The sequence below is a fragment of the Yersinia sp. 22-579 genome (assembly GCF_030433455.1).
Classification (GTDB): domain Bacteria; phylum Pseudomonadota; class Gammaproteobacteria; order Enterobacterales; family Enterobacteriaceae; genus Yersinia; species Yersinia enterocolitica.
In genome coordinates this window covers 59,654-84,178 of record NZ_JAUJTZ010000012.1, presented here as the reverse complement: position 1 = coordinate 84,178, position 24,525 = coordinate 59,654, and the positions used below count along the sequence as shown (strand labels likewise).

The following is a 24,525-nucleotide window of genomic DNA, read 5'->3' as shown; positions in this document are numbered from 1 at the left end:
AGCAAACAATAGTATTACCCTATCCCAATACCAATTTATCAACTGGTATTAACAAGGGGGTATTATGATAAGGATGTTTATCAATAAAAAATCGCTCTTTTTTTTAATCATTATTTCACCGTCTATTTTTGCTAATGAAATTAAAAGTAAAAAAGTTTACTTATATCCTGAAGATAAATATCAAAGTGAAACAGAGACATCTCACGATACTGAATATATCGATCATGGCAGATTTGAACGAGACACTGTAGGAACATTAGGTTGTGCTTTCATCCCTGCATTGGCAATTTATAATTACATTACTCATAGCCGGTGTGATCAGGCGGATAAGTTATGGCATCAGATATCACATTGGTTTTCAGATGATAATAAAAACAAGGCGATATTGATAGTCGGCAACACCCCATTACTTAAACCGCAGCCTGCTCTCCCCGAGTATAAAGATAACCAGGCCTCCCCACTCACGTTGACATTAAACAAAATTAATACGCAATTACATCATCAGGCGCTGACCTTACCTGCCACTGCACGATTTTGTAGAACTTCAATAGATAATATTCTTGCTACTCGCTATCCACGCAGCCCCGATGATAATTGCCCACAATGGGTATCACGTGTGCTCGCTGACTTTACAGCATTATTTGGTCATTCCCTACGTGACTGGACGCCCGAACAACTACAGGATGTCGTCACGCGGATTGATGCACAACAGGCGACCGGCTATGCGGGTAGTGATCAAGCCACTGAGGGCAGTCTGGTCAGTGGCGTCCGCGCGATTATCCAACGATTGGGATTGACTGAAACCATCCAGCAAATCACCCGTGCATTGCAGTATACCCAATTAAATTATGCTAATTATATCGAGCATAATCCCAGCGCTACCGAATCCCCTGTTGCCGCACAAAGTCTTCCCTTAGGGGAATATTCACTCTCGCTGGAATCATATCACTACCCCGCTGAACCAGTGGCGGTTCGCATTCGTGAGAATAATGAATGGGTAGCCAGACCTGACTTACATTTTGCAGTTGAGATCATTGATGCCAGCACCACTGACCGATCGGCCATTACCCTTGCTCATGCCGTGATGGCTCGCTGGTTTAATACTTACCTTTTCACCCCGTTAAAATCAGACCCGCATGGCAATCCCCTCACTGACCTTGATCGCACCATCAGCGCGGCACGCACCACCAGTACCTCGTTGTTACTCGAGTTGGAAAACACCACCAATGACTATCTGTTTGTGGTGGTGCGGCTTGAGGACGAGATTGTTAGTGTGCTGGGAGCCGCCAGAGGGAACGCTACAGATGAGTTCTATATTGATGTTTCGGTAAGCGATCCCCGTTTTGTGCTAACGCCAATCGCGGAAGGCAATGTACGCGGGGCAGGTACCGCCGCCGTGCATGAATTGGCTCGCTATCTCAAAGAAAAAGGGATAAATAAATTACGTTCTACCGTGATTTCACAGCCCTCCGCTCGCGTAAAAATAAAGCTCGGTTTCCAGCATGATGAGTTTTAATATTTTCTCAAATAGTTGATGAGAATATTTATTACTAAATTAACGCCACTATTTTTATTAACACATTCACCTCATAAAAAAGGAGTTAATTATGAAGCTGAATTTTATAATTAAGATTTTAACAATATTATTTTTTATAATAACCGCTACCACTGCAACTTCCAAAGTAATGGGGAATTTTTTTTCCACATCACCAAAGGTATGCTTATATTCAGAAGATAAATTACAGGGTAAATCAAAATGTTTTTCCAACCAAGAGAAGTCTGATCTTTTTAACGAAGACGATGTCATGATAGGAAATGATAACACCTCATCAATTTATATTCCGGACGGAATGTTAGCTACCATATATAAAAATGATGATTATAGCCCCCCTTATTTTAATTTAACTGAATCAATCGGGCAGCGCGCTTTAGCTGATTTGTATATGGATAATGCAATCAGCAGTATTGAGGTCGCTTATTCGCCGATTGAGGGGTGTAGTGAACGTTGTGTCATTTTAAAACGAATGCAACTGCCTTTATCCGATATTTTTGCGCATCAATGGAGTAATCCTGGCTATCCAAATAAACAGGTTTTATTAAGTTTTGATATTAATGACCACAGTGTTTTTATGACAGAATTAACTTTAGGGCCACTAATATGGTTTTCTAACCGAGAACTGTTCATCTTTACTAATCCGCAGAATAATGAACCGCTGGCATTTCGTATTCACCCCGATGCAAATCGATTCTCTCTGTTATTCCATATCAACAGCAATAATATTGCCGTAGATTATATGGAAAGCCGTGGCACTGAACAAATCGCCTTATCCCCCACTATCACGATGGCGAATGCCCCCTTTGATCGCCCAATCGAAACCTCAGCTATCATTATTAATAATACCGGCAAACAACCACTTATCATTGACCAAATAGTGATGACTGCCAGCGCTGAAGATATTCGGTCGATACACCACAGAAGCGAACGCGATACCGCCGGAACATTAGGCTGTACCTTTATTCCCGCATTGGCGATTTATAATTACGTCACTCACAGTCGGTGTAATCAGGGCGATGCGCTATGGAATAAAGTAAAACATTGGTTTTCTAATGACAATAAAGATAAGTCAGTCTTAGTCGCAGGTGATTCATCGTTACTTAAACCACAACCTCATTCGCCCGATAATAGTCGCGCGGCACTGATCTTAACTCAAATCCAAACTCAGCTCCATAATCAGGCACTCACACTGCCCGCCACGGCACAATTTTGTAAAACCTCGATAGATAATATCCTCGCAAGCCGTTATCCCCGTGATGTAGATATGCACTGCCCACTGTGGGTATCACGCGTATTGGCAGATTTTACTCTGCTATTCGGAGACTCAATGCGCGACTGGACGCTGGATGTTTTACGTCGGGTAATAACACAAATCTATGAGAGTGATACGACAGGCTTTGCAACTAGCGATCCAGCAGCAGAAAGCCGCCTGGTGAATGAGGTTCGGGAAGTGATACGTGGTCAGGGGCAAGATGAGACCATCCATCAAATTTCTCAGGCATTTGAATATACGCGTTTAAATTACGCCCGCTATCGGGCGCACACCCCCACCACGGCGGTACCTCCCGCGGCTGCCCAGCGCTTGCCATTAGGAACCTATTCACTCGCATTGGCTTCTTATCATCATCCAACCGAGCCACCAGTTGCACGGGTACGTGAAAACGGCGAGTGGGTGACCCACCCAGATTTATATTTTGATGTCGATATCCTTGATACTACTATCCCAGATCAGCCAGGAGTTGATGAGCCTTTGATGGACGATGCCCGAGCAGCACTCGCCGCCTGGTCCGATATTTACAATGCGGCGCCCGTCAACTACCACATCACTAACGAATATTGGTCGGAACATGACCGCACTATCGAAGCTGGTCGGGCACACAGTTACTCACTGTATAGTGAAATGCTCGCGCCTGATAATGACTATATCTACGTGGCGGTAAGATTAGGAGGGGATATTGTCAGCCTTCTGGCAGCCAGGAGAGATGAGTCTTTCGAAAACAGCGATGAAAACTACTATATTGAATTTTTTGTCACTGATCCGAACTATGTGCTGATGCCAGAAGATGAGGAGAGCGTGCGCGGAGCGGGCCGCGCAGCAGTACAGGGGATAGCCCAATATCTGCAACAAAGGGGAGTGAAAACACTACGTTTTCGCGCTATTTCTCAACCAGCGGCACGGGTAAGCACAAAGCTTGGCTTTCATCATGATGAGTTTTAAACATCCACAGGTCACGAGCGGTGGGAGCACGCCCGTCGAAAAGCGCCGTTCTGTGCTTTTTTCGTCGATAAACCCAGCATTTACGCTAACTACATAACACTATGAGAGTTTTCTCAATGGTATTCGCCCCTATTTTACCGGATAACGATGGCCGATAAATGCCAGCAACTGAACTGAATGCTGGTAGATGACTTATTAATCCGCTATTGGGCGACATTATCTATTTTTCGCCGAAATAGAATGCCATTTAAGGTAAAATCAATGAAAAAACGCATTCTGGCCACGGTGGCCGCCGTTTCTGTCGCACTGACACTTTCCGCTTGTACCACCAATCCCTATACCGGCGAATCACAAGCGGGTAAATCAGGTTATGGGGCAGGCATCGGGGCGGTGTTAGGCGCAGGGATTGGTATGTTGTCATCATCCAAACATGATCGGGGCAAAGGGGCGTTAATTGGTGCCGCAGCGGGGGCCGCGTTGGGTGGCGGTGCAGGCTACTACATGGATGTGCAGGAAGCCAAACTGCGTGAAAAAATGAGTGGCACAGGTGTTAGCGTGACCCGTCAGGGCGATAATATCGTGTTGAATATGCCCAACAATGTCACATTTGATACTGACAGCAGCAACCTCAAACCCGCTGGAGCCAATACCTTGACCGGCGTGGCTATGGTATTGAAAGAGTACGATAAAACCGCCGTCAATGTGACCGGCTACACCGACAGCACGGGTGCCAGAGCGCATAACATGACGCTTTCACAACAACGTGCCGACAGTGTGGGAAGCGCACTGATCGTGCAGGGTGTGGCGGCGAACCGTATCCGTACCAGCGGTGCAGGGCCGGATAATCCGGTGGCAAGCAACAGCACCGCCGCCGGTAAGGCGCAGAACCGTCGGGTTGAAATCACCTTAAGCCCACTGTAATTGTTATGGTTTTTCTGCGGATAACGCCTCGCGCTTTATCCGCACATTCTCTAACCGGAGACATCCAATCATCATAATTATTCCAGCTTGATACGATAAGTACAGCGCCGGGAGCCGGATAAAATATGTTCAATCCGCTCAACCGGTACTCCCAGAGCTTGCTGAAATACCGACAATTCTGCCCGACAAAAACCCTGGCAACTGGTGGCGGCGGCGCAAATCGGGCAATGATTTTCAATCAACAATATTGAACCATCGGCTTGAGTCTGGCATTCCGCCATGTACCCTTCCTGAGAGCGAATAGCCACCAGCCGCTCCACCCGTTCATCAATATTATGTGCGCCTTCCATTGCCTGACAATACAGATCGCGCGTTTCTTGCTCACGACTATCTATCAGTAAATTAAGCGCTTCTTCGCCTAATTTTGTGCGCACCATTCGCAATAATTGAACCGTTAGCTCGCTGTGAGCATCAGGAAAACGGGCATTTCCTGTTTCAGTAAGTCGCCAAAGTTGGATAGGCCGTCCGACACCTTTTGTCTGTGCCTCCGCCACAACTAAACCCTCTTTGGCTAATTTTACGAATTGTTGGCGGGCGGCTTCCCCTGTCGTGCCGAGTATTTTTCCCGCATCTGCCGCTTGCAAGGGGCCACGCGTCTTCAGCAACAGCAGCAGGCGCTCAGCAACAGACTGCGGCTGACTGGTCGAATAGTCGATGTTCATATCTATCCCAGTATCGTTGATGCACTTTTAATTCTGATGATTATTAGCATAACATTTTACAAGCATATGCTTGACTTATTGTTGGCCGCTGGCCTACCTTATTCCAAGCGTTTACTTGTTTAACTTTAACGTAACAACTCGCCCAACTCAATAACCAGATTTCTGGCAGGATGAATAACGTGATAATAAATGATGCAAGCCGATGGAGTGATTTGTTCTCCGGCAAAAATGCGGCTTTTGCCATAGCGCTGTCGGGTGGGGTGGTGTTACATGCCATCAATATCTATATCGCCACCACTATTTTACCGTCGGTGGTGCTGGAGATTAATGGCCTGAATTTATACGCCTGGAATACCACTCTGTTTGTCACCGCGTCGATCCTCGGTTCCGCATTATCTGCCCGCTTGCTCAGTGGTTATGGTGCACGCAGCGCCTATTTGTTTGCCTCACTAACCTTTATGTTAGGCAGTGCCTTATGCGCAATGGCACCGAATATGCCGCTGATGCTGGTTGGCCGAACCGTGCAAGGTTTGGGGGGTGGTTTTCTGTTCGCACTCTCTTACGCCATGATTAACTTGGTGTTTCCGCAATCATTATGGCCAAGGGCGATGGCGCTCATTTCAGGAATGTGGGGGGTGGCAACACTGATTGGCCCGGCAATTGGCGGGATATTTGCAGAAATGAACGCCTGGCGTTTTGCTTTCTGGACGTTACTGCCGGTGACACTGATTTATGCTATTTTTACCTGGCGCATCCTGCCGAAAGGAAGATCCAGCACCGCAGTCACCTCAGCATTACCGGTCACCCAACTGGTGCTATTAACCGCAATTGTCCTGACCATTTCCGCCAGCAGTATTGCCAGCAGTGGCATGACGAATCTGGTGGGTATGGTGTTAGCAGTATTGCTGTTGGTGCTGCTATTGCGTATAGAATCCCGAGCCACCTCGCGTTTACTGCCAAAAGGAGCGCTGCGCCTTAACTCACCCCTGGCCGCACTCTATATCACCATCTCTTTACTGGCGATCGGCATTACTTGTGAGATTTTTGTCCCTTATTTCCTACAAACCATACACGGACAGTCGCCACTGATTTCTGGCTATATCGCCGCCACTATGGCTGCGGGCTGGACAATCTCTGAAGTGATGAGTGCTGGCTGGAAAAAGTCAGGTATTCGTTGGGCTATTATTAGTGGCCCAATTATTGTGCTGGTGGGAATCATTGCGCTCGCCATCCTGATGCCAGTAAGTTCACTGGGCAGTTGGCAGCAGATGGCCCCTATCGCCATTGCGCTAACATTAGTGGGTTTCGGTATCGGCTTTGGCTGGCCACACTTGCTGACCCGCATTCTGCAAGTGGCAGCGGAAGAAGATAAAGATATCGCCGGAGCCTCAATTACTACGGTACAGATGTTTGCCACCGCCGTCGGGGCTGCGATAGCCGGTATGGTAGCGAACCTTTCCGGCCTTAATGCTCCCGGTGGTGTCGCGGGTGCCGAAAACACTGCTCACTGGCTATTTACTCTGTATACCATTGCCCCGGCACTGGCGATCATTACTGCGCTACGTTGCGCGGCCATTCGCTCCCAGCCCCTACCGGTTAACAGCGCTGCCAACCACGAAGCTTTATAAAAGCAGATGTGCCAACCTGCTCAGACGGGTTGGCCTTTTCATTAGTCGTAACATTATGAGTCTGATTAGCGCTTGATCCCGCACCGGTAGTTGCTGTTATTCTGGCTTTAAATCTTAATTCTTAATCCTATTTACCCAAAGTCATTGAGGTTGTGATGAAGCCATCTATCGTGCTGTACAAAAGTATTCCTGCTGACCTGCATCAGCGTTTAGAGCAATATTTTACTGTGAACAGTTTTGATGGTTTATCTTCGGATAATCAGCCCGAACTATTATCTGCTCTGCAACAAGCTGAAGGGCTTATCGGTTCTGGCGGTAAAATTGATCAGGCGTTCTTGGAACGCGCACCAAAGCTGCGAGCTGCTTCAACCATTTCTGTTGGTTATGACAATTTTGATGTCGATGCGCTGAGCCAGCGCGGAATAGCCTTAATGCACACCCCTACTGTTCTGACCGAAACCGTGGCAGATACTATGATGGCATTGGTGCTATCCAGTGCGCGGCGGGTGGTAGAACTGGCTGAGCGCGTGAAAGCCGGAGAGTGGCAAGACAGCATCGGTGATGATTGGTTTGGTGTCGATGTTCACCACAAAACCATCGGTATTCTCGGCATGGGCCGAATTGGTATGGCGCTAGCTCAACGAGCACACTTTGGTTTCAGCATGCCGGTGCTGTATACCAGCCGCCGCCCACATGAAGAAGCTGAAAAGTGCTTTGGTGCTCGCCGCTGCTCACTCGATACCTTGCTGGCTGAGGTTGATTTCCTCTGCATCACTTTGCCGATGACCGAACAGACTTACCATATGATTGGCCGCGAACAACTGGCTAAAATGAAATCCAGCGCCATCTTGATCAATGCGGGTCGTGGGCCGGTGGTGGATGAGCAGGCACTGGTTGCTGCGCTGCAAGATGGCACTATTCATGCTGCCGGGCTGGATGTTTTTGAACAAGAGCCACTACCAGTGGATTCGCCATTGCTCAAATTACCGAATGTGGTTGCTGTGCCACATATTGGTTCCGCCACCCATGAAACCCGCTACAACATGGCGGCCTGCGCGGTGGATAACCTGATTGCGGCACTGACAGGCACCGTCACAGAAAACTGCGTCAACCCGCAGGTATTGCAGCAAGCATAATTTATTCTACGGGCCTGTTAGCAGGCCAAATCCCCCTCATCCGCTGCCCTCCTCCCTATAAAAACTGCTCAGGGATGAGGCTATTTCTTCGCCGTCTGGCACTCTGATATTCATAAAACTTTATACGTTTCTCAGACCCAAGGAAGACGCGTTATGAAACATCTCACGCTCGCTTTGCTACTGGTTTTGTCGCCAGCAGCCATGGCGAACTGGTCACTTCAGCATTTCCCGGCGTTTACTGAACAAGATAGCGGTATTTTCCTGAGTAGCAGCGCGCTCACCAAAGGTGAGTATCTCCTTAAATTTTATCAAGATAAGCAATGCTGGCAGCCAACCGGGCCGGTGAAACTGAATCAGACATTTTCGCTGCAACCCTGCCAGAATCAGGCTGATATCCAGTGGAAGCTGTTCCGCGATGGCCAGTATCAGGTGCGTATTGATACCCGCAGCGGCACGCCAACACTTACCTTGAGTATCAAAGAACCGGTGGCGGAAACCGTCAAAGTCGTGGCTCACAGTTGTCAGCGCTGGGATGGAAAGCCGGTGACGATTGATGTCAGCAAGACCTTCACTGAAGGCGAAATGGTGCGGGATTTCTATTCTGGCCAAACAGCAAAAGTTTCCCTCGGTAAAATCACACTGCAACCCAGCCCTGAGAGTGGCGGATTATTGCTGCTAGAGTCAGCACAAACCCAGCATGCGGCGCCTTTTAGTTGGCAAAATGCCACGGTTTATTTTGCTCTGACAGATCGTTTTAAAAACGGCAACCCAGACAATGATCACAGCTACAGTCGCCACAGCGATGGCATGCAGGAAATCGGTACTTTCCACGGTGGTGACCTGGCTGGCCTAACCGAAAAACTTGATTATCTGCAACAGCTTGGGGTCAATGCGTTGTGGATAACTTCTCCACTGGAGCAAATTCACGGCTGGGTCGGGGGCGGAACCAAAGGTGACTTCCCGCATTACGCCTATCATGGCTATTACGGCCTGGATTGGTCTCGGCTGGATGCCAACATGGGCACCGAACAGGATTTGCATAAACTGGTTGAGCAAGCCCATAAGCGCGGTATCCGCATTCTATTTGATGTAGTTATGAATCATGTGGGATACGCCACTCTGGCAGATATGCAGAGCTACCAGTTCGGCGCGCTGTATTTGCAAGGCGATCAGTTGGAAAAAACACTGGGTAAAAACTGGACAGACTGGACGCCAGGTAAGGGGCAAACCTGGCATAGTTTTAATGATTACATCAACTTTAGTGATAAAGCCGCATGGGATAATTGGTGGGGTAAGAAATGGATCCGCACCGATATTGGTGATTATGATTCCCCAGGCTATGACGATCTGACCATGTCGCTGGCTTTCCTGCCGGACATTAAAACCGAATCTACCCAACCCAGCGGTTTGCCGGTGTTTTATCGCCATAAACCCGATACCGCAGCACGAGAAATAGCCGGAGCCACTCCGCGTGATTACCTCACGCATTGGTTGAGTCAATGGGTTCGCGATTATGGTATCGACGGTTTTCGTGTTGATACCGCCAAGCATGTCGAGAAGCCCGCCTGGCAACAACTTAAGCAGCAAAGCACTGCAGCTCTGGCTGAGTGGAAAGCCGCTCACCCGGATCAGGCGCTGGATAACTTACCCTTCTGGATGACCGGGGAAGCCTGGGGTCACGGCGTGATGAAGAGCGATTATTACCAAAACGGCTTTGATGCCATGATTAATTTTGATTTTCAGGATCAAGCCAAACAAGCACTGGCCTGTTTCTCATCCATTGACGGCACTTATCAACAAATGGCGGATAAACTGCAAGGTTTCAATGTGTTGAGTTATATTTCATCTCATGATACCCGGCTGTTTTTTAAAGATGACGCACAACAATCCTTGGTGAAACAGCAACGTGCGGGTGATCTGCTGCTGCTGGCTCCGGGGGCAGTGCAAATCTTCTATGGCGATGAAAGTGGACGAGAGTTCGGCCCTACCGGGTCAGATCCATTGCAAGGAACCCGCTCGGATATGAACTGGAATGAACTGACCGGAGAAAAAGGCGCGCTGTTGGCGCACTGGCAAAAAATCAGTCAGTTCCGCGCCCGTCACCCAGCGATTGGTGCAGGCGTGCAGCTGTCGCAACAAACCGCTGATTACTATGCTTTTAGCCGCCAACATCAGAGCGATAAAGTATTAGTAGTTTGGGTCGGGGACAAAAAAGAGTAAACCAGTTTATTATTTTGCAATAACACTTCCTGCCGATATTTTCGCGTGGCAGGAAGAATTCTTTCCGCATTGCGTCCGCTTTTATCTGCGAGTATGGTAGCTGTTCACTTACGGATAACAATAAATTTTCATTTATGAAGTTTTCACTTTTCGGCGACAAATTCACCCGCTACGCGGGTATCACCAGACTGATGGACGACCTCAATGACGGCCTGAGAACTCCGGGTTCTATCATGCTTGGCGGGGGTAATCCGGCGCATATTCCCGAGATGGATGCTTATTTCCAACAACTTTGTCAGGAAATGCTGGAACGCGGGCAATTGACCGAGGCGTTGTGCAATTATGACGGGCCACAAGGGAAAGACCTGCTGCTAAAAGCACTGGCAAAAATGCTGCGCGATGAGTTGGGTTGGCAAATTGAGCCACAGAACATTGCACTAACAAATGGCAGTCAAAGCGCGTTTTTCTACTTATTTAATTTATTCGCTGGCCGCTATGCCGATGGCAACCGTCGGCGGGTATTATTCCCGCTGGCACCGGAGTATCTCGGTTATGCCGATGCGGGCCTCGACGAAGATTTGTTTGTCTCTGCCAAACCCAATATTGAGCTATTGCCAGAAGGGCAATTCAAATATCACGTCGATTTTGAACACCTCAATATTACCGATGATATAGGCCTGATTTGCGTCTCACGGCCCACCAACCCGACTGGCAATGTGATTACTGACGAAGAGTTGATTCGGCTGGATGCTATTGCCCAGCAACGTGGTATTCCGTTATTGATTGATAATGCTTATGGCGTGCCCTTCCCTGGCATTATCTTTACTGACGCCACACCGCTGTGGAACCCGAATATCATTCTGTGCATGAGCTTGTCGAAACTGGGTCTTCCCGGTTCACGCTGTGGGATAGTGATTGCTGATGAGAAAGTCATTTCAGCCATCACTAACATGAATGGCATTATCAGTTTGTCACCGGGAAGTTTAGGGCCAGCGATTGCCGCCGAAATGATTGAGCGTGGTGATCTATTGCGTTTATCCAACGAGGTCATCCGGCCATTCTATTTTGAACGGGTACAGCAAACTATTGCTATTCTGCGCAAATACTTACCGCCTGAACGCTGCCTGATCCACAAGCCGGAAGGGGCGATATTCCTCTGGCTGTGGTTTAAAGATTTGCCGATCAGCACTGAACTGTTGTATCAACGCCTGAAAAAACGCGGTGTGTTGATGGTACCTGGCCACTACTTCTTCCCCGGTCTGGAATATGACTGGCCGCATACTCATCAGTGCATGCGGATGAATTATGTCCCGGCACCGGAAGATATCGAAAAGGGTGTGGCGATTCTGGCCGAAGAAATTGAGTTGGCGTATCAGGAAGCGCAGTAAAACAGCCATTCTTAGCTTCAATAACAGAGTAAAGAGTGGAGAGAACAGGCCGATCGTAAAGACGCCGTAAACCCGTCCCTGGGGGCTCGAGCCGCGCCTTCCCTGGCGCGGACGCTTTACTCTTCGGCCTATCCTTTCCACTTAGTCATTGCCATAGCTGCCGACCAAACTACCCGCTATAGTGTCCAGAACAGCACGGCAAGTATCTGCGGCGACATGATTCGTAAGAACATCGCCAACGGATAAACAGTCGCATAAGACAGTGCCGCTGCGCCGCTGGTGGGGTGCAAACCATTGGCAAAGGCCAATGCCGGTGGATCAGTCATTGAACCGGCTAACATGCCGCACAGTGTCAGATAGTTCATCTTAGCCAGCATGCGCGCCAGAATGCCCACGGTCAGTAGCGGTATCCCGGTGATCATCGCCCCGTAGCCAATCCACGCCAGCCCATCACCATTGACCAGCGTATTGATGAAATCACCGCCAGACTTTAGCCCAACCACCGACAAGAACAGCACAATCCCCAGTTCACGCAAGGCCAGGTTGGCACTCGGCGGCATAAACCAATATAGCTTGCCGATGCTACCAATACGCCCAAGGATAAGTGCGACCACTAGCGGGCCACCCGCCAACCCCAAACGCAGTGCCGCCGGAAACCCCGGAATAAACAGTGGGATTGACCCTAACAACACTCCCAGACCGACGCCAATAAAGACAGGAAGCATTTGAACTTGCTGTAGTTTTTGTTGCGCATTACCTACGACAGCAGAAACGGCTTCAATAGATTCCGGACGCCCTACCAGATTAAGAATGTCACCAAATTGCAGGCTGGCATTGTTACTGGCGACTAACTCAATCCCGGCACGGTTTAATCGAGTGATTGCCACGTCATATTTCTGTTTCAGGTTTAAGTCGCGAATTTTCTTACCCAAAACAGCCTCATTGGTCACCACCACGCGAGCAGTCTGCAACACCGTGCTGGCCGTAGACAAGGTGACATCTACCTCTTCCCCGACCACCAGTCGCACTTTCTCCAAAGCCTCGCGCTGCCCAACCAAATGCAGATAGTCACCTAGCTCAATGACGGTGCCTGACAACGGAACCATCAATAAATCACCGCGCTTCAAGCGGGAGCAGACCACCTCATCGCTGTTCAGTAATGGCACATCCTGCATTGATAGACCATGCAGATTGGGATTTCGCACCGCCACGTTCATGGTTTGCAGCAATTCACGGTTCTGCCCGTGGCTGCTATCAAACTCTTTAGCTTCACGATCAACGTTGATTTTAAAGAATAAACGGATCAGCCACATCACCAACAAAATACCGCAAATACCGAATGGATAGGCCATGGCATAACCCATCCCCATTTGGCTGACCAATTGGGGTGGCGAGCCTAAATCAGTGAGGATTTGTTGTGCTGCCCCAAGAGCCGGGGTGTTAGTCACAGCACCTGAAAATACACCCAGAATAATGGGCAGTGGCACCGCAAACAATTTATGGATAATTGCGGTCACTAACCCACCGACAACAACCATCAGGATGGCAAAGCAATTAAGCCGCAACCCCGAGACTCGCAGTGAGGAGAAGAACCCCGGCCCCACCTGAATGCCGATGGTATAAACAAACAGAATCAGGCCAAATTCCTGAATGAAATGCAGCATGTCTCCATTTAGAACCAGTTCGTAAGTTTGTGCAAAATGGCCCACGATAATGCCGCCAAATAGCACCCCGCCGATACCTAACCCCACACCATAGACTTTCCAATTACCGATCCATAACCCCAATACGGCGACCAGCGCCAACATACTGACGGTAAGGGCGATAGCACTCATAAATCACTTCCTTGCCTAAGTTTAAAAACCGGTCGGCCACGTGGCATGTTACTTGGTCATACATGGCCTTAAATTCTTACAATTAGTAAGGATTCTGTCAGAAGGAGAGGAAAGTGAATGTGGGATGCACCACAAAATGCACCGGAGAGCGGGGAATCTCTCCGGTGAAAAAACAAACACGGAAAAGTTTAATACTAAAAGGACAAAACAAGGAGAGGGGTATTCGTTACCGGCACCTCAGGCAGAGGTGCCGGTCATCATAATTACTGCTGTTCTGATTGCTCGGTTGCAACCGGATTATCTAATACCTGATGCTCTTGAGGAGCGGCACTGCCAATGCTAATACGCTGTGGTTGCAGTGCTTCTGGTACCTGGCGCAACAGATCAATATGCAGCAGGCCATTTTCAAATTGAGCATTATCAACATTCAGATGCTCTGCCAAAGTAAAGGTCAATGAGAACTCTTTACGCACCAGGCCTTGATGCAGGTATTCAACCTGTTTTTCAGCCGGTGTTGGCTTACCGCGCACAGTCAAACGCGGGCCTTCTACTTCAATATCTAGTTCGCTCTGTTTAAAACCGGCCAATGCCAGTGAGATGCGATAGTGGTTATCGTCAGTTTTCTCAATATTATAGGGAGGGAACCCCTGAGAATCCTGACCGCCCTGCATTGAACTGGCTAATTTATCAAAACCAATCCACTGACGAAGTAAAGGTGACAAATCATAATTACGCATATATATAACTCCTTCTTTGAAGCGAGATAATAGAAAGCCTCTCAGTCCCCGATTACGGCAGACTTGGCTCAGTTATGAATAATGTGAATTAGTCACATTATTGAAAAACTATTTACTAAACCTATTATTTAATTTCAATACGACGTGGTTTTAAACTTTCTGGTACTAAACGCTCCAGATCGATATACAACAAACCATTGACTAAATTGGCACCTTTAATTTTAATGTGCTCAGCCAACTGGAATTTACGCTCAAAGTTGCGCTCAGCGATACCTTGATATAAATAAGTTCGTTGTGCTGGTTCACTGGCATGAGAACCACGAACAATCAACAGGTTATCCTGAGTGACAATTTCCAGTTCCTGTTCTGCAAAGCCTGCTACCGCGATCGCGATGCGATAGTTATTTTCATCGACCAATTCGACGTTATAAGGAGGATAACCACCATTACTTTGATTCTGGCCGGACTCTAATAGATTAAATAACCGGTCGAAACCGATAGCTGAACGATACAGTGGTGCAAGCTCGGAATTACGCATAAAAACTGCCTCCTAAATATATTAGCAAGGATGTTGTCATATTTTGTATTAAGCCTTCCACTCTGGACAGGCTGTTGGTCTGAATACCCTGTCGGCGTATTCTCTCTGACCTGATAATAAAATGAGGTCGGCAATCTTCTTTTCAAGAGCAAAATCAAAAAAAATTTCACAAGAAAAATCTTAATAAGAAGTTTATTAATCTCATTATTCGATAAATGCACTGTTATAACTTACACTTAGGTAAATTTACGTCACAAGACTGAATCTTTCACCATAGGAACTGTCTGTAAGGTGGTGTAAAAATCATGTCAAAACCTGACATTTATAGTGGGTTGAACGTTGTAACCTGTAACTCCCCGGTATGATGAGAGCTGAAAAAAACAATGAAAAATACAGTTATCCCTTTTGTTACCGGCTGTTCGCTGCTTTTATCCGGCGGCTGTTCCAGTATTATGACGCATACCAGCAGCAGTCAGGGTTATTACTCCGGTACTGAAGCCAATGTGGCGATGCTCAAAGATGATAATACCGGTTGGGCGCTGCGCCCCCTACTCGCGGTTGATTTGCCGTTCTCAGCGGTGATGGACACTTTACTGTTACCGTATGATTACTTGCGTTCCGACAGCGAAGATAAAATGGCCAGCTCCCCTCGCGAGCGCATCCGCCAATCCGAAGCGCAGAACCAGTCAGCAGCCCACCCCGCAGATACGCCAATACAATGAGTTAGTCTACTTTGACGGTAAAGATTTGTGCTAAGCCGTCGATTTCCCGCATAAAGGCCACTTTAGTGCCATCGGGCGAAAACACCACTGCATCCGCCATGGGTGCAATAGCGCCCCGCACGGTCAATCGCCGCAATTGACCGGTGGTACTATCACACTGCATCACACTGTTATCACATACAAATGCCAGGCTGTGTCCTTGTGGGTGCCAACTGAATGCCGACTGAATCCCCCCCTCCGTGAATGTCAGTTGCCGTGGTTCACCACTATTGGGTGAAACCAACCACAACTGCACCACACCCTCATCATCTTTCATTAAACAAGCAATGGCACTGCCGTCGGGGGAGGTTCGCAGCCAATGCCGCGGGCTGGTCGCCAGCCCTGGGAAACGCCGCTCAGCCGTAAAGGTTAACCGCCGTTGCCTGACGCCAGCGGGTGGGGCTGGCATGGTGGTTTGAGTTCCCTCAAGTGGCTCTTCGCCAGCACGAGCATAATCTCGGTCATGCTCTGGTAAATCAGCAATAAAGATTTCCGGAATTTTTTCGCCCTGCGCCGAAAGCGTGTCACCAATAAATGCCAATGCCCAGCGCTGGCGAGTACCGTCCGTTTTCAGATAACCCTGTGAGCCAATCCAACCCTCTTCATAAGCGCGGTTTATTTGGTCACTACCCGCCAGGGGCGTAGGGGTCGTTCGAGTCACTAACACACAGAAATGGCTGCCATCATATTCACGCGGATGTTGCTTTGGCGGATTAACACCATGCAGAGGCAAGGCCACGCCCACGTTACGGCAATCCAGTGCGGGGTCTTGTTCGTGCAGCACATGGTCGTTATAGGTAAAACTCAGGCGACTGCCGTCGGCGCTGAAAACATGCACATGGCTGCCTCCGCGCAACGCGCCAGGAGTAAAGGGTGGCGTGATATCCATGGCATCCAATGTGACCGCCAGTTCTCTGTCCGGCTCAGTGACAATCACCCCTCGCCGGTGATGGAAATCATAATGCCAGTGACTATCTGGGTGTTCCGGGCCATGAATAAACACATAGCGTGCTGGATTATCAGGGCTCACGGTCACCACACCGACATGAGCGCCATGCTGAGCACGATAAATAACTTCAATCTCACCGGTGATGCAATTAACCCGCTCAATGGTTAAACCACTAAACGTACTGCCATTAGGCCGCACATCATATGCCAGCCATTGGCTATCGGGCGTCCAAACGTTGATGTTGGTGAGCTGATGACCTCTGGGATCAAAGGTGAGTTGCTGTTCCTGTATGGAATCGCATTTTTGCATGTTCATGCTATCAACTCTTTTATGTTAGGTTGCAAATAACGTTTTTTTGCTAAATCTGTATGTCATTATGGCATACAGATTGTCTGAGGGCTGCCCGCAGTTTGTTGTAAGTAATCTATTGAAAAATAAAAATATAAAGGAACCGATATGAACACCTTATTCGATGCTATCAAAGAGGCCCACCAGGCATTACGCCCACAGGTAAGGGTGACACCACTGGAATATAGCCCATTGCTGTCCCAGCACAGTGGCTGCGAAATCTATCTCAAATGTGAGCATCTACAGCACACCGGTTCTTTTAAATTTCGCGGAGCCAGTAACAAACTGCGTTTATTAACTGACGAGCAACGCCAACGCGGTGTTATCACCGCATCTACCGGCAATCACGGACAAGCCATGGCGCTGGCAGGTAAATTGGCAGGAGTGAAGGCCACCATTTATGCACCAGAGCAAGCCGCTGCCATCAAATTAGAAGCCATTCGCGCGCTGGGCGGAGAAGTTGAGCTGATCCCAGGGGATGCATTAAATGCAGAACTGGCCGCGGATAGTGCCGCACAGCAACAGGGTAAAATCTATATCTCCCCTTATAACGATAGGCAGATTATTGCCGGGCAAGGGACTTGTGGTATGGAAATGGTTGAACAACAGCCAGATCTGGATGCGGTATTTGTGGCGGTGGGTGGCGGTGGATTGATTTCCGGTATTGCCACGGTGCTGAAAAAACTCTCGGATAAAACTCAGATTATTGGCTGTTGGCCAGCCAACGCCACCAGTATGTATACCAGCCTCGAAAACGGTAAAATTCAAGAGGTAGCGGAGCAAGAGACTCTGTCTGATGGCACCGCTGGGGGCGTAGAACCAGGAGCAATAACCTTTGCACTTTGCCAGCAATTAATTGACCAGAAAGTGCTGGTGAGTGAACAGGAAATCAAAGATGCCATGCGTTTGATTGCCCATACTGACCGCTGGATGATTGAAGGTGCCGCCGGTGTAGCGCTGGCGGCAGCACTAAAACAGGCACCACTTTGGCAAGGTAAGAAAGTGGCCGTAGTGCTGTGCGGAAAGAATATTGTGCTGAAAAAATACCTGGGAGCGGTCAGCGAATGATTATTCTGAATAAGCAGCAGATTCTCGACAAGTTCGATGCTGATGCCGTCACGTTGCTACTCAAAGCAGGGTTTATTGCGTTTAGCCAAAAACAGGTACAAATGCCACCGGTACAGCATTTGCTGTTTGAACAAGCAGAGGGCGACTGTTGTATTAAAAGTGGCTATTTGCAGGGCGATAGCCAATTTGTAGTGAAAGTCTCAAGCGGTTTTTATCATAACCCGGCTCAAGGACTGGCCAGTAATCAGGGGCTAATGATGGCGTTTTCTGCCCAGACCGGTGAGCCTCAGGCGCTATTGCTCGATGAGGGCTGGTTAACTGCGCTGCGCACCGCATTGGCCGGACGTATTGTGGCCGAGCTGTGTGCACCACAGCATATCCGCGCTATCGGTATCGTCGGTACGGGAATGCAAGCACGGTTGCACCTGATGTACCTGAAAAGTGTGATTTCGTGTCGTCAGCTATGGGTTTGGGGCCGCAGTGAAACTGCATTAGAAGAATACCGCCAATATGCCCAGACAGAAGGTTTTGAAGTCAATACCACCTTGGATGCTGCGGAGTTAGGCCGTCACTGCCAGTTTATTGTCACCACCACCCCTAGCAGGGAGGCTATTTTGCATACTGCTGATATCCAGCCCGGTACACACATTACCGCCGTCGGAGCTGATGGTGCAGGTAAACACGAACTGACACCGGAGCTGGTGGCAAAAGCTGATAAAATTTTGGTAGATTCGTGGGCGCAATGTACTGAATTTGGTGAAATTTCATCGGCATTTCAACAGCAGTTATTAGCGCATCACACCTTAACCGAGATAGGTACAGTTTTAGCTCAGGGCGTACCTTTCAGAGACAATGATCAGCAGATTACCTTAGCGGATTTAACCGGATTAGGGATTCAGGATGTGCAAATAGTGAAAGGGATTCTGGAATAGCCTGATTGATATTACGCCAGGGCTGATGAAAAAACGTAGAGCATGCATGATCGCGAAAATATCAGGAGAAAGCACAATGAAAATAGCTGCATTCGATATTGGCGGAACTTCGCTGAAAATGGGCATTGTTTCATCCGAAGGAAAAATTCTGGTACAGGATAAAGCTGCAATACAGAATAGTGATGGTGACCAAATACTGGCCGAAATACTACGCTGGCTCGATCTGCAACACGGTTACGAAGGCATTGCCATCAGCGTCCCTGGGTACGTCAATCCATTCACTGGTTTGATTACCAATGGTGGGTCAATTCGCAGATTTGATCACTTTAACCTGAAGATTTGGCTAGAACAGCAGTGTAACTTACCTGTAAGCATCGAAAATGATGCTAATTGTGCATTACTGGCAGAAAAATGGCTGGGTAAAGCGCGTCAGCTAAATGACTTTCTCTGTTTAACCATTGGCACCGGCATTGGCGGTGGAATTTTCTCTAATGGCAACCTGGTTCGTGGCGGACATTTCCGCGCTGGCGAATTTGGTTATATGTTTAGCTCACGGCCTGGAGCGGAGCGCCCTGGCTGCTATACAATGAACGAAACCTCTACCTTACTGGTATTACGTAAACGTTATGCCGAAAAAATAAATCGCCCGCTTGAATCAGTCACTGGCGAAGAGATATTCAGTGGCTATGATAATGGCTGCTCCATTTGCCGACGTCTGGTAGATGCTTTTTATAATGACATTTGTGCCGGCATATATAACCTGGTTTATCTTTTTGATCCGACACATATTTTTATTGGCGGAGGAATTACCGAAAGAGAGACATTCCTCGATGAATTAAGTAACCAGCTGAATTGGTTTGATATCAAAGATACTGTTATTGATACGACAACTCACAAGAATAACTCAGGAATATTAGGCGCTGTGTATCATTTTCATCAAACTCACAAAGCCCCATAATATTGACTAGTCGCCATTAAGAATATTGGTTTACAGATCGGAATAACCATCATAAAAGGCCCACAATATGGGCCTTAAATTGGCTGTTACCGCGAAACTGGCCACCGCCAAAACTCAGAGCACATACTTCTCAATAGCCATTGCCACACCGTCTTCACTATTGGTGCCCGTTACAAACTGCGCTATCTCTTTCAGTTCAGGGATGGCATTGCCCATTGCAACACCGACACCGGCGTAATTAACCATTGCGATATCATTACCCTGATCGCCCAGAGCCATAATATTTTCCTGTGGGATACCTAAATGGTCAGCCAGCATTTTCACCCCAGTCCCCTTATCAACCCGTTTACTCAAAATTTCCAGGTAAAACGGGGCGCTTTTCATGATGGTAAAGCGCTCAAAAGCTTCCGCTGGCATCATCGCTAAGGCGCGATCCAGTTTTTCTGGCTCATCAATCATCATCACTTTCGGGAAGCGCAAGGCGGGATCCATCTCTTCTACCGCACGATATTTCAATGGAATACCGGTCAGCATCACTTCATGCAGAGTGTATTTGCTGATGTCTTTATTAGCGGTATATAAAGTATCAAAATCAAAAGCCTGGAAACTGACCCCCATTTCTCGCGATAAAGCTTCGAAATAAAGATAATCCTCAAAACTGAGGGTTTCTTGCAAAATACACTCACCCGTAGCCGCTTTTTGTACTAATGCGCCGTTATTACTGATGCAATAGTCGCCACTGTTTTCCATATTCAGTTCGCGTAAATAACGCTGGACCCCGATATAAGGCCGCCCCGTGGCCAATACTACGCAGACCCCTTTCGCCCGGGCAGCATCAATAGCCTGCTTTACTCGTGGGGTAATTTCATGCTGCGTATTTAGCAACGTGCCGTCCATATCGATAGCGATTAATTCAATAGCCATAGGTCCTCACATTTATATAGCGAATGACTCATGCTAACGCGATTCAGCGCTCAAATGCTAGTAAGTCCGTGTACTGCACAAATGCCATCGGCCATGATGAGACAAAAAAAAGCCCAGTAGCAGTTTCCCGCTCTGGGCTTTTCTATCTGATCAATAAGTTACCTGATTAGATATCGATATTTGCTGCTCGCAACGCATTCTCTTCGATAAAGGCACGACGAGGTTCAACCGCATCGCCCATCAGAGTGGTAAACAACTGGTCTGCCGCAATCGCATCTTTCACCATCACCCGCAACATACGGCGGCTGGTTGGATCCATAGTGGTTTCCCACAGTTGCTCTGGATTCATTTCACCCAGACCTTTATAGCGCTGGATTGCCAGACCACGACGCGACTCTTTAACCAGCCAGTCCAGTGCATCTTCGAAGCTTGAAACCGGCACACGGCGCTCGCCACGTTCAACAAAAGCACCTTCTTCGATTAAGCCGCGCAACTTGTCGCCCAACAGACAGATCTTGCGATATTCACCACCGTGGATAAAATCGAAGTCCAGATCATAATCGGTATCAACCCCGTGGGTACGAATACGCAATACCGGCTCAAACAGCTGACGCTCACGGTTTTCGCGCACCACGGAACTGTAGCTGCTGCCATGCTGTTCTTTCTCGTTTAGCATGACCACCAGCGAATCAATCCATTGCGTTACTGCCTCTTTATCGCTCAAATCCTCTTCTTTCAAGGTTGGCTGATAAATCAGGTTATTCAGCAAAGCACGCGGATAACGACGTTCCATACGAGCGATAGTTTTCTGGACGCTATAGTGCTCGGCAACCAGTTTCTCCAGATGTTCGCCCACCAGTGGTGGTGCATCGGCATTGATATGCAGAGCCGCGCCATCCAGTGCCAGAGTCATCTGATACTGCTCCATCGCGTCATCATCTTTGATGTATTGCTCTTGTTTACCTTTTTTCACTTTATACAGTGGCGGCTGAGCGATAAATACATGACCACGCTCAATAATTTCCGGCATCTGGCGGTAGAAGAAGGTCAACAATAACGTACGGATGTGAGAACCATCCACGTCGGCATCGGTCATGATAATGATATTGTGATAACGCAATTTGTCCGGGTTATATTCATCCCGTCCAATACCACAACCCAACGCGGTGATCAGTGTTGCCACTTCCTGCGAAGAAAGCATTTTGTCAAAACGCGCTTTCTCGACGTTCAGAATTTTACCTTTCAGCGGCAAAATAGCCTGATTTTTACGGTTACGGCCTTGTTTCGCAGAACCGCCCGCTGAGTCCCCTTCCACTAAGTAGAGTTCGGACAATGCTGGGTCACGTTCCTGACAGTCAGCCAATTTGCCTGGTAAGCCAGCCAAATCCAGCGCACCTTTACGGCGTGTCATTTCACGGGCTTTACGCGCAGCTTCACGAGCACGGGCCGCGTCAATAATTTTGCCAACCACGATCTTGGCGTCGGTTGGGTTTTCCAGCAAATACTCAACCAGCTTCTCGTTCATCAGCGTTTCGACCGCAGTTTTTACCTCAGAAGAAACCAGTTTATCTTTGGTCTGTGAGGAGAATTTAGGGTCTGGCACTTTCACGGAAACCACAGCAATCAAGCCTTCACGGGCATCATCACCGGTCGCACTGATTTTCGCTTTTTTACTGTAACCTTCTTTATCCATGTAGCTGTTCAGGGTACGGGTCATCGCCGTACGGAACCCGACTAAGTGAGTCCCCCCATCGCGCTGTGGAATGTTGTTGGTGAAACAGTAAATATTCTCCTGGAAACCATCGTTCCACTGTAATGCCACTTCTACACCGATATCATCTTTCATGGTGGAGAAATAGAACACTTTCGGGTGGATCGGGTTTTTGTTTTTGTTCAGATATTCAACAAACGCTTTGATACCGCCTTCGTAATGGAAGTGGTCTTCTTTGTCGTTACGTTTGTCTTTCAGCTTGATTGAAACCCCGGAGTTCAGGAACGACAACTCACGCAGACGTTTTGCCAGGATTTCATATTGGAATTCGGTATTATTGGTGAACGTCTGGAAGCTCGGCCAGAAACGCACGGTTGTCCCGGTTTGATCGGTTTCGCCCACCACTTTCAATGGTGCCTGCGGCACACCCATCTTGTAAGTCTGCTCGTGAACTTTACCTTCACGGCGAATCACCAGCTCCAGTTTTTCAGACAGGGCGTTAACAACGGATACACCTACGCCGTGCAAACCACCGGAAACTTTGTACGAGTTATCGTCAAACTTACCGCCAGCATGCAACACGGTCATGATGACCTCAGCTGCCGATACCCCTTCCTCGTCATGCATACCGGTTGGGATACCACGGCCATCATCCTGTACAGAAACAGAGTTATCCGAGTGGATGGTGACGATAATTTCTTTACAGTGGCCAGCGAGGGCTTCGTCGATAGCGTTGTCCACAACCTCGAATACCATGTGGTGCAGACCGGTACCGTCATCAGTATCACCGATATACATGCCCGGACGCTTACGAACCGCATCCAGCCCTTTTAATACCTTGATACTTGAGGAGTCATAAGTATTCGACATCAACGTTTCTCGCTCATTTTTAATCCTGTGGTTGAACCTCTATTTTGCCATGTTCCACGCGGAACATCTTGCCCTTTTCGCCTACCATGTCAGCCACTTGTTCAGCACTTACTGCGCTGACAAAAACCTGTGCCTGGGTAGCTTTTAAACGCTCGGCCAATAAACGACGACGGCCGGTGTCTAATTCGGAAGCAAAATCGTCAAGCAGATACAGGCAACGCCGCCCGCTCTGTCGGGTGAGAAACTCACCCTGCGCTAACCGCAGTGCGCACATCAGCAATTTTAGCTGACCACGCGATAGCAAATCTTCTACCGGCGTACCATCGGCCCGAATGCGAAAATCCGCTTTATGTGGCCCGACGGCGGTATAAGTTAGCGCTCTGTCACGCTCAAACTGGCGTTCCAGCAACTCACCATAGTCACTCTCTTTATCCCAACCGCGCTGGAAAGAGAAACTCAGGGCGAACTCTGGCAGGAACAGGGCGCATGTGGCTGAAATATCTGCCGCAATTGCGTCACTGTATGCCGCCCGCCACTCACTAATGCGCTCAGCCAGCGGGATAATTTCCTGATCCCAGGCCCGGATTTGCGCATAGCGACTCACCTGGCGCAGCGCGGCGTTGCGCTGCTTAAGTAATCTTTTCAGATTGCTCCAGGCCATAAAAAAACCGGGTTCATTATGAAAGCAACCCCAGTCCAAAAAGGCACGCCGAAATTTTGGCCCGCCATTCAATAAGGTAAACCCTTCAGGGGTAATCAGTTGCATCGGCAGCAGTTGCGCCAATTCAGCCACTTTATGACCATCAGTGCCATCAATGCGCACTTTGGTATCACCTTGCCGGCTTTTACTCAGCCCTACGGATGATTCACGCTCATTCGCATCAACCCGACCATGCAACACAAATTCGGCACATTCGTGACGAATCACGCGGCCTGCCTGCAAACTACGAAAAGCGCGGCCATGACCCAGGGTATAAATCGCCTCCAACACACTGGTTTTACCACTGCCGTTGGGGCCGACTAAAAAATTAAACCCCGACGCCAGTGCCAAGTCTGCCGATTCGATATTGCGAAAATCTTTAATTAATAAACGCGTCAGAGCCATG

The 24,525-nt window shown here is 48.4% G+C and carries 19 protein-coding genes; 11 read left to right on the top strand and 8 right to left on the bottom strand.

Annotated elements, in window-relative coordinates:
- The first annotated feature begins 73 nt into the window (after positions 1-73).
- From QSV56_RS15355 to QSV56_RS15345, 3 genes are all read left to right on the top strand, one after another.
- Positions 74-1,516: a GNAT family N-acetyltransferase gene (locus QSV56_RS15355; protein ID WP_367317235.1), complete on the top strand. Its 1,443-nt coding sequence runs from the start codon at positions 74-76 to the stop codon at positions 1,514-1,516.
- Positions 1,517-1,607: 91 nt separating this feature from the next.
- Complete coding sequence (locus QSV56_RS15350; RefSeq protein WP_072100388.1) at positions 1,608-3,773, top strand: GNAT family N-acetyltransferase; 2,166 nt, start codon at positions 1,608-1,610, stop codon at positions 3,771-3,773.
- Between the two features lie 261 nt (positions 3,774-4,034).
- Positions 4,035-4,694: an OmpA family lipoprotein gene (locus QSV56_RS15345; protein ID WP_019081450.1), complete on the top strand. Its 660-nt coding sequence runs from the start codon at positions 4,035-4,037 to the stop codon at positions 4,692-4,694.
- Between the two features lie 77 nt (positions 4,695-4,771).
- On the opposite strand, the gene QSV56_RS15340 is transcribed toward QSV56_RS15345, so the two are convergent.
- Entirely contained in the window at positions 4,772-5,416 is a 645-nt protein-coding gene (locus QSV56_RS15340) for a metalloregulator ArsR/SmtB family transcription factor (RefSeq protein ID WP_301212962.1), read from the bottom strand.
- A 185-nt stretch (positions 5,417-5,601) separates the two neighbouring features.
- Between QSV56_RS15340 and QSV56_RS15335 the strand changes: the two genes are divergently transcribed.
- From QSV56_RS15335 to QSV56_RS15320, 4 genes are all read left to right on the top strand, one after another.
- Positions 5,602-7,044 carry an MFS transporter gene (locus QSV56_RS15335; RefSeq protein WP_050123019.1) on the top strand — a complete coding sequence of 481 codons (1,443 nt, stop codon included), beginning with the start codon at positions 5,602-5,604 and terminating at the stop codon, positions 7,042-7,044.
- Positions 7,045-7,199: 155 nt separating this feature from the next.
- A complete protein-coding gene (ghrB, locus tag QSV56_RS15330) occupies positions 7,200-8,180 on the top strand; it encodes a glyoxylate/hydroxypyruvate reductase GhrB (RefSeq protein WP_050132247.1) in 981 nt (326 codons plus the stop codon).
- Positions 8,181-8,333: 153 nt separating this feature from the next.
- Positions 8,334-10,400, top strand: coding sequence for an alpha-amylase (locus QSV56_RS15325; RefSeq protein WP_301212961.1), 2,067 nt, complete (start codon positions 8,334-8,336; stop codon positions 10,398-10,400).
- Positions 10,401-10,534: 134 nt separating this feature from the next.
- Positions 10,535-11,788: a valine--pyruvate transaminase gene (locus QSV56_RS15320; protein WP_019081454.1), complete on the top strand. Its 1,254-nt coding sequence runs from the start codon at positions 10,535-10,537 to the stop codon at positions 11,786-11,788.
- A 176-nt stretch (positions 11,789-11,964) separates the two neighbouring features.
- Here the strand turns inward: QSV56_RS15320 and QSV56_RS15315 are convergent, their stop codons facing one another.
- From QSV56_RS15315 to ibpA, 3 genes are all read right to left on the bottom strand, one after another.
- The gene (locus QSV56_RS15315) at positions 11,965-13,623 is read right to left on the bottom strand and encodes a putative transporter (protein ID WP_019081455.1); all 1,659 of its coding nucleotides are present in this window, start codon (positions 13,621-13,623) and stop codon (positions 11,965-11,967) included.
- 263 nt (positions 13,624-13,886) lie between these two features.
- Positions 13,887-14,360, bottom strand: coding sequence for a small heat shock chaperone IbpB (gene ibpB, locus QSV56_RS15310; RefSeq protein WP_005161076.1), 474 nt, complete (start codon positions 14,358-14,360; stop codon positions 13,887-13,889).
- A 124-nt stretch (positions 14,361-14,484) separates the two neighbouring features.
- Positions 14,485-14,898 carry a small heat shock chaperone IbpA gene (gene ibpA, locus QSV56_RS15305; protein WP_005175116.1) on the bottom strand — a complete coding sequence of 138 codons (414 nt, stop codon included), beginning with the start codon at positions 14,896-14,898 and terminating at the stop codon, positions 14,485-14,487.
- A gap of 383 nt (positions 14,899-15,281) precedes the next feature.
- Here ibpA and QSV56_RS15300 point away from each other — a divergent pair, with 383 nt between their 5' ends.
- Entirely contained in the window at positions 15,282-15,620 is a 339-nt protein-coding gene (locus QSV56_RS15300) for a YceK/YidQ family lipoprotein (RefSeq protein ID WP_019084183.1), read from the top strand.
- Position 15,621: 1 nt separating this feature from the next.
- Here the strand turns inward: QSV56_RS15300 and QSV56_RS15295 are convergent, their stop codons facing one another.
- The gene (locus QSV56_RS15295) at positions 15,622-16,923 is read right to left on the bottom strand and encodes a DUF3748 domain-containing protein (RefSeq protein ID WP_046694350.1); all 1,302 of its coding nucleotides are present in this window, start codon (positions 16,921-16,923) and stop codon (positions 15,622-15,624) included.
- 141 nt (positions 16,924-17,064) lie between these two features.
- Between QSV56_RS15295 and QSV56_RS15290 the strand changes: the two genes are divergently transcribed.
- The 3 genes from QSV56_RS15290 (at position 17,065) to QSV56_RS15280 (ending at position 19,914) form a co-directional block, all read left to right on the top strand.
- Positions 17,065-18,024: a threonine/serine dehydratase gene (locus tag QSV56_RS15290; protein WP_019084185.1), complete on the top strand. Its 960-nt coding sequence runs from the start codon at positions 17,065-17,067 to the stop codon at positions 18,022-18,024.
- Positions 18,021-18,956 (top strand): ornithine cyclodeaminase family protein, encoded by a 936-nt coding sequence (locus QSV56_RS15285; RefSeq protein WP_050159328.1) that lies wholly within the window; start codon positions 18,021-18,023, stop codon positions 18,954-18,956. Before QSV56_RS15290 ends, QSV56_RS15285 begins: the two co-directional genes overlap by 4 nt.
- Positions 18,957-19,032: 76 nt before the next feature.
- Positions 19,033-19,914 (top strand): ROK family protein, encoded by an 882-nt coding sequence (locus tag QSV56_RS15280; protein WP_046051934.1) that lies wholly within the window; start codon positions 19,033-19,035, stop codon positions 19,912-19,914.
- A gap of 114 nt (positions 19,915-20,028) precedes the next feature.
- Here the strand turns inward: QSV56_RS15280 and yidA are convergent, their stop codons facing one another.
- The 3 genes from yidA to recF all read right to left on the bottom strand — a co-directional run bounded on the left by yidA (position 20,029) and on the right by recF (position 24,524).
- On the bottom strand, positions 20,029-20,838 hold the full coding sequence (yidA, locus tag QSV56_RS15275; protein WP_019081461.1) for a sugar-phosphatase: 810 nt from the start codon (positions 20,836-20,838) through the stop codon (positions 20,029-20,031).
- Between the two features lie 166 nt (positions 20,839-21,004).
- A complete protein-coding gene (gyrB, locus tag QSV56_RS15270) occupies positions 21,005-23,419 on the bottom strand; it encodes a DNA topoisomerase (ATP-hydrolyzing) subunit B (protein ID WP_019081462.1) in 2,415 nt (804 codons plus the stop codon).
- Positions 23,420-23,438: 19 nt separating this feature from the next.
- Positions 23,439-24,524, bottom strand: coding sequence for a DNA replication/repair protein RecF (gene recF / locus QSV56_RS15265; protein ID WP_019081463.1), 1,086 nt, complete (start codon positions 24,522-24,524; stop codon positions 23,439-23,441).
- Position 24,525: the final 1 nt, after the last annotated feature.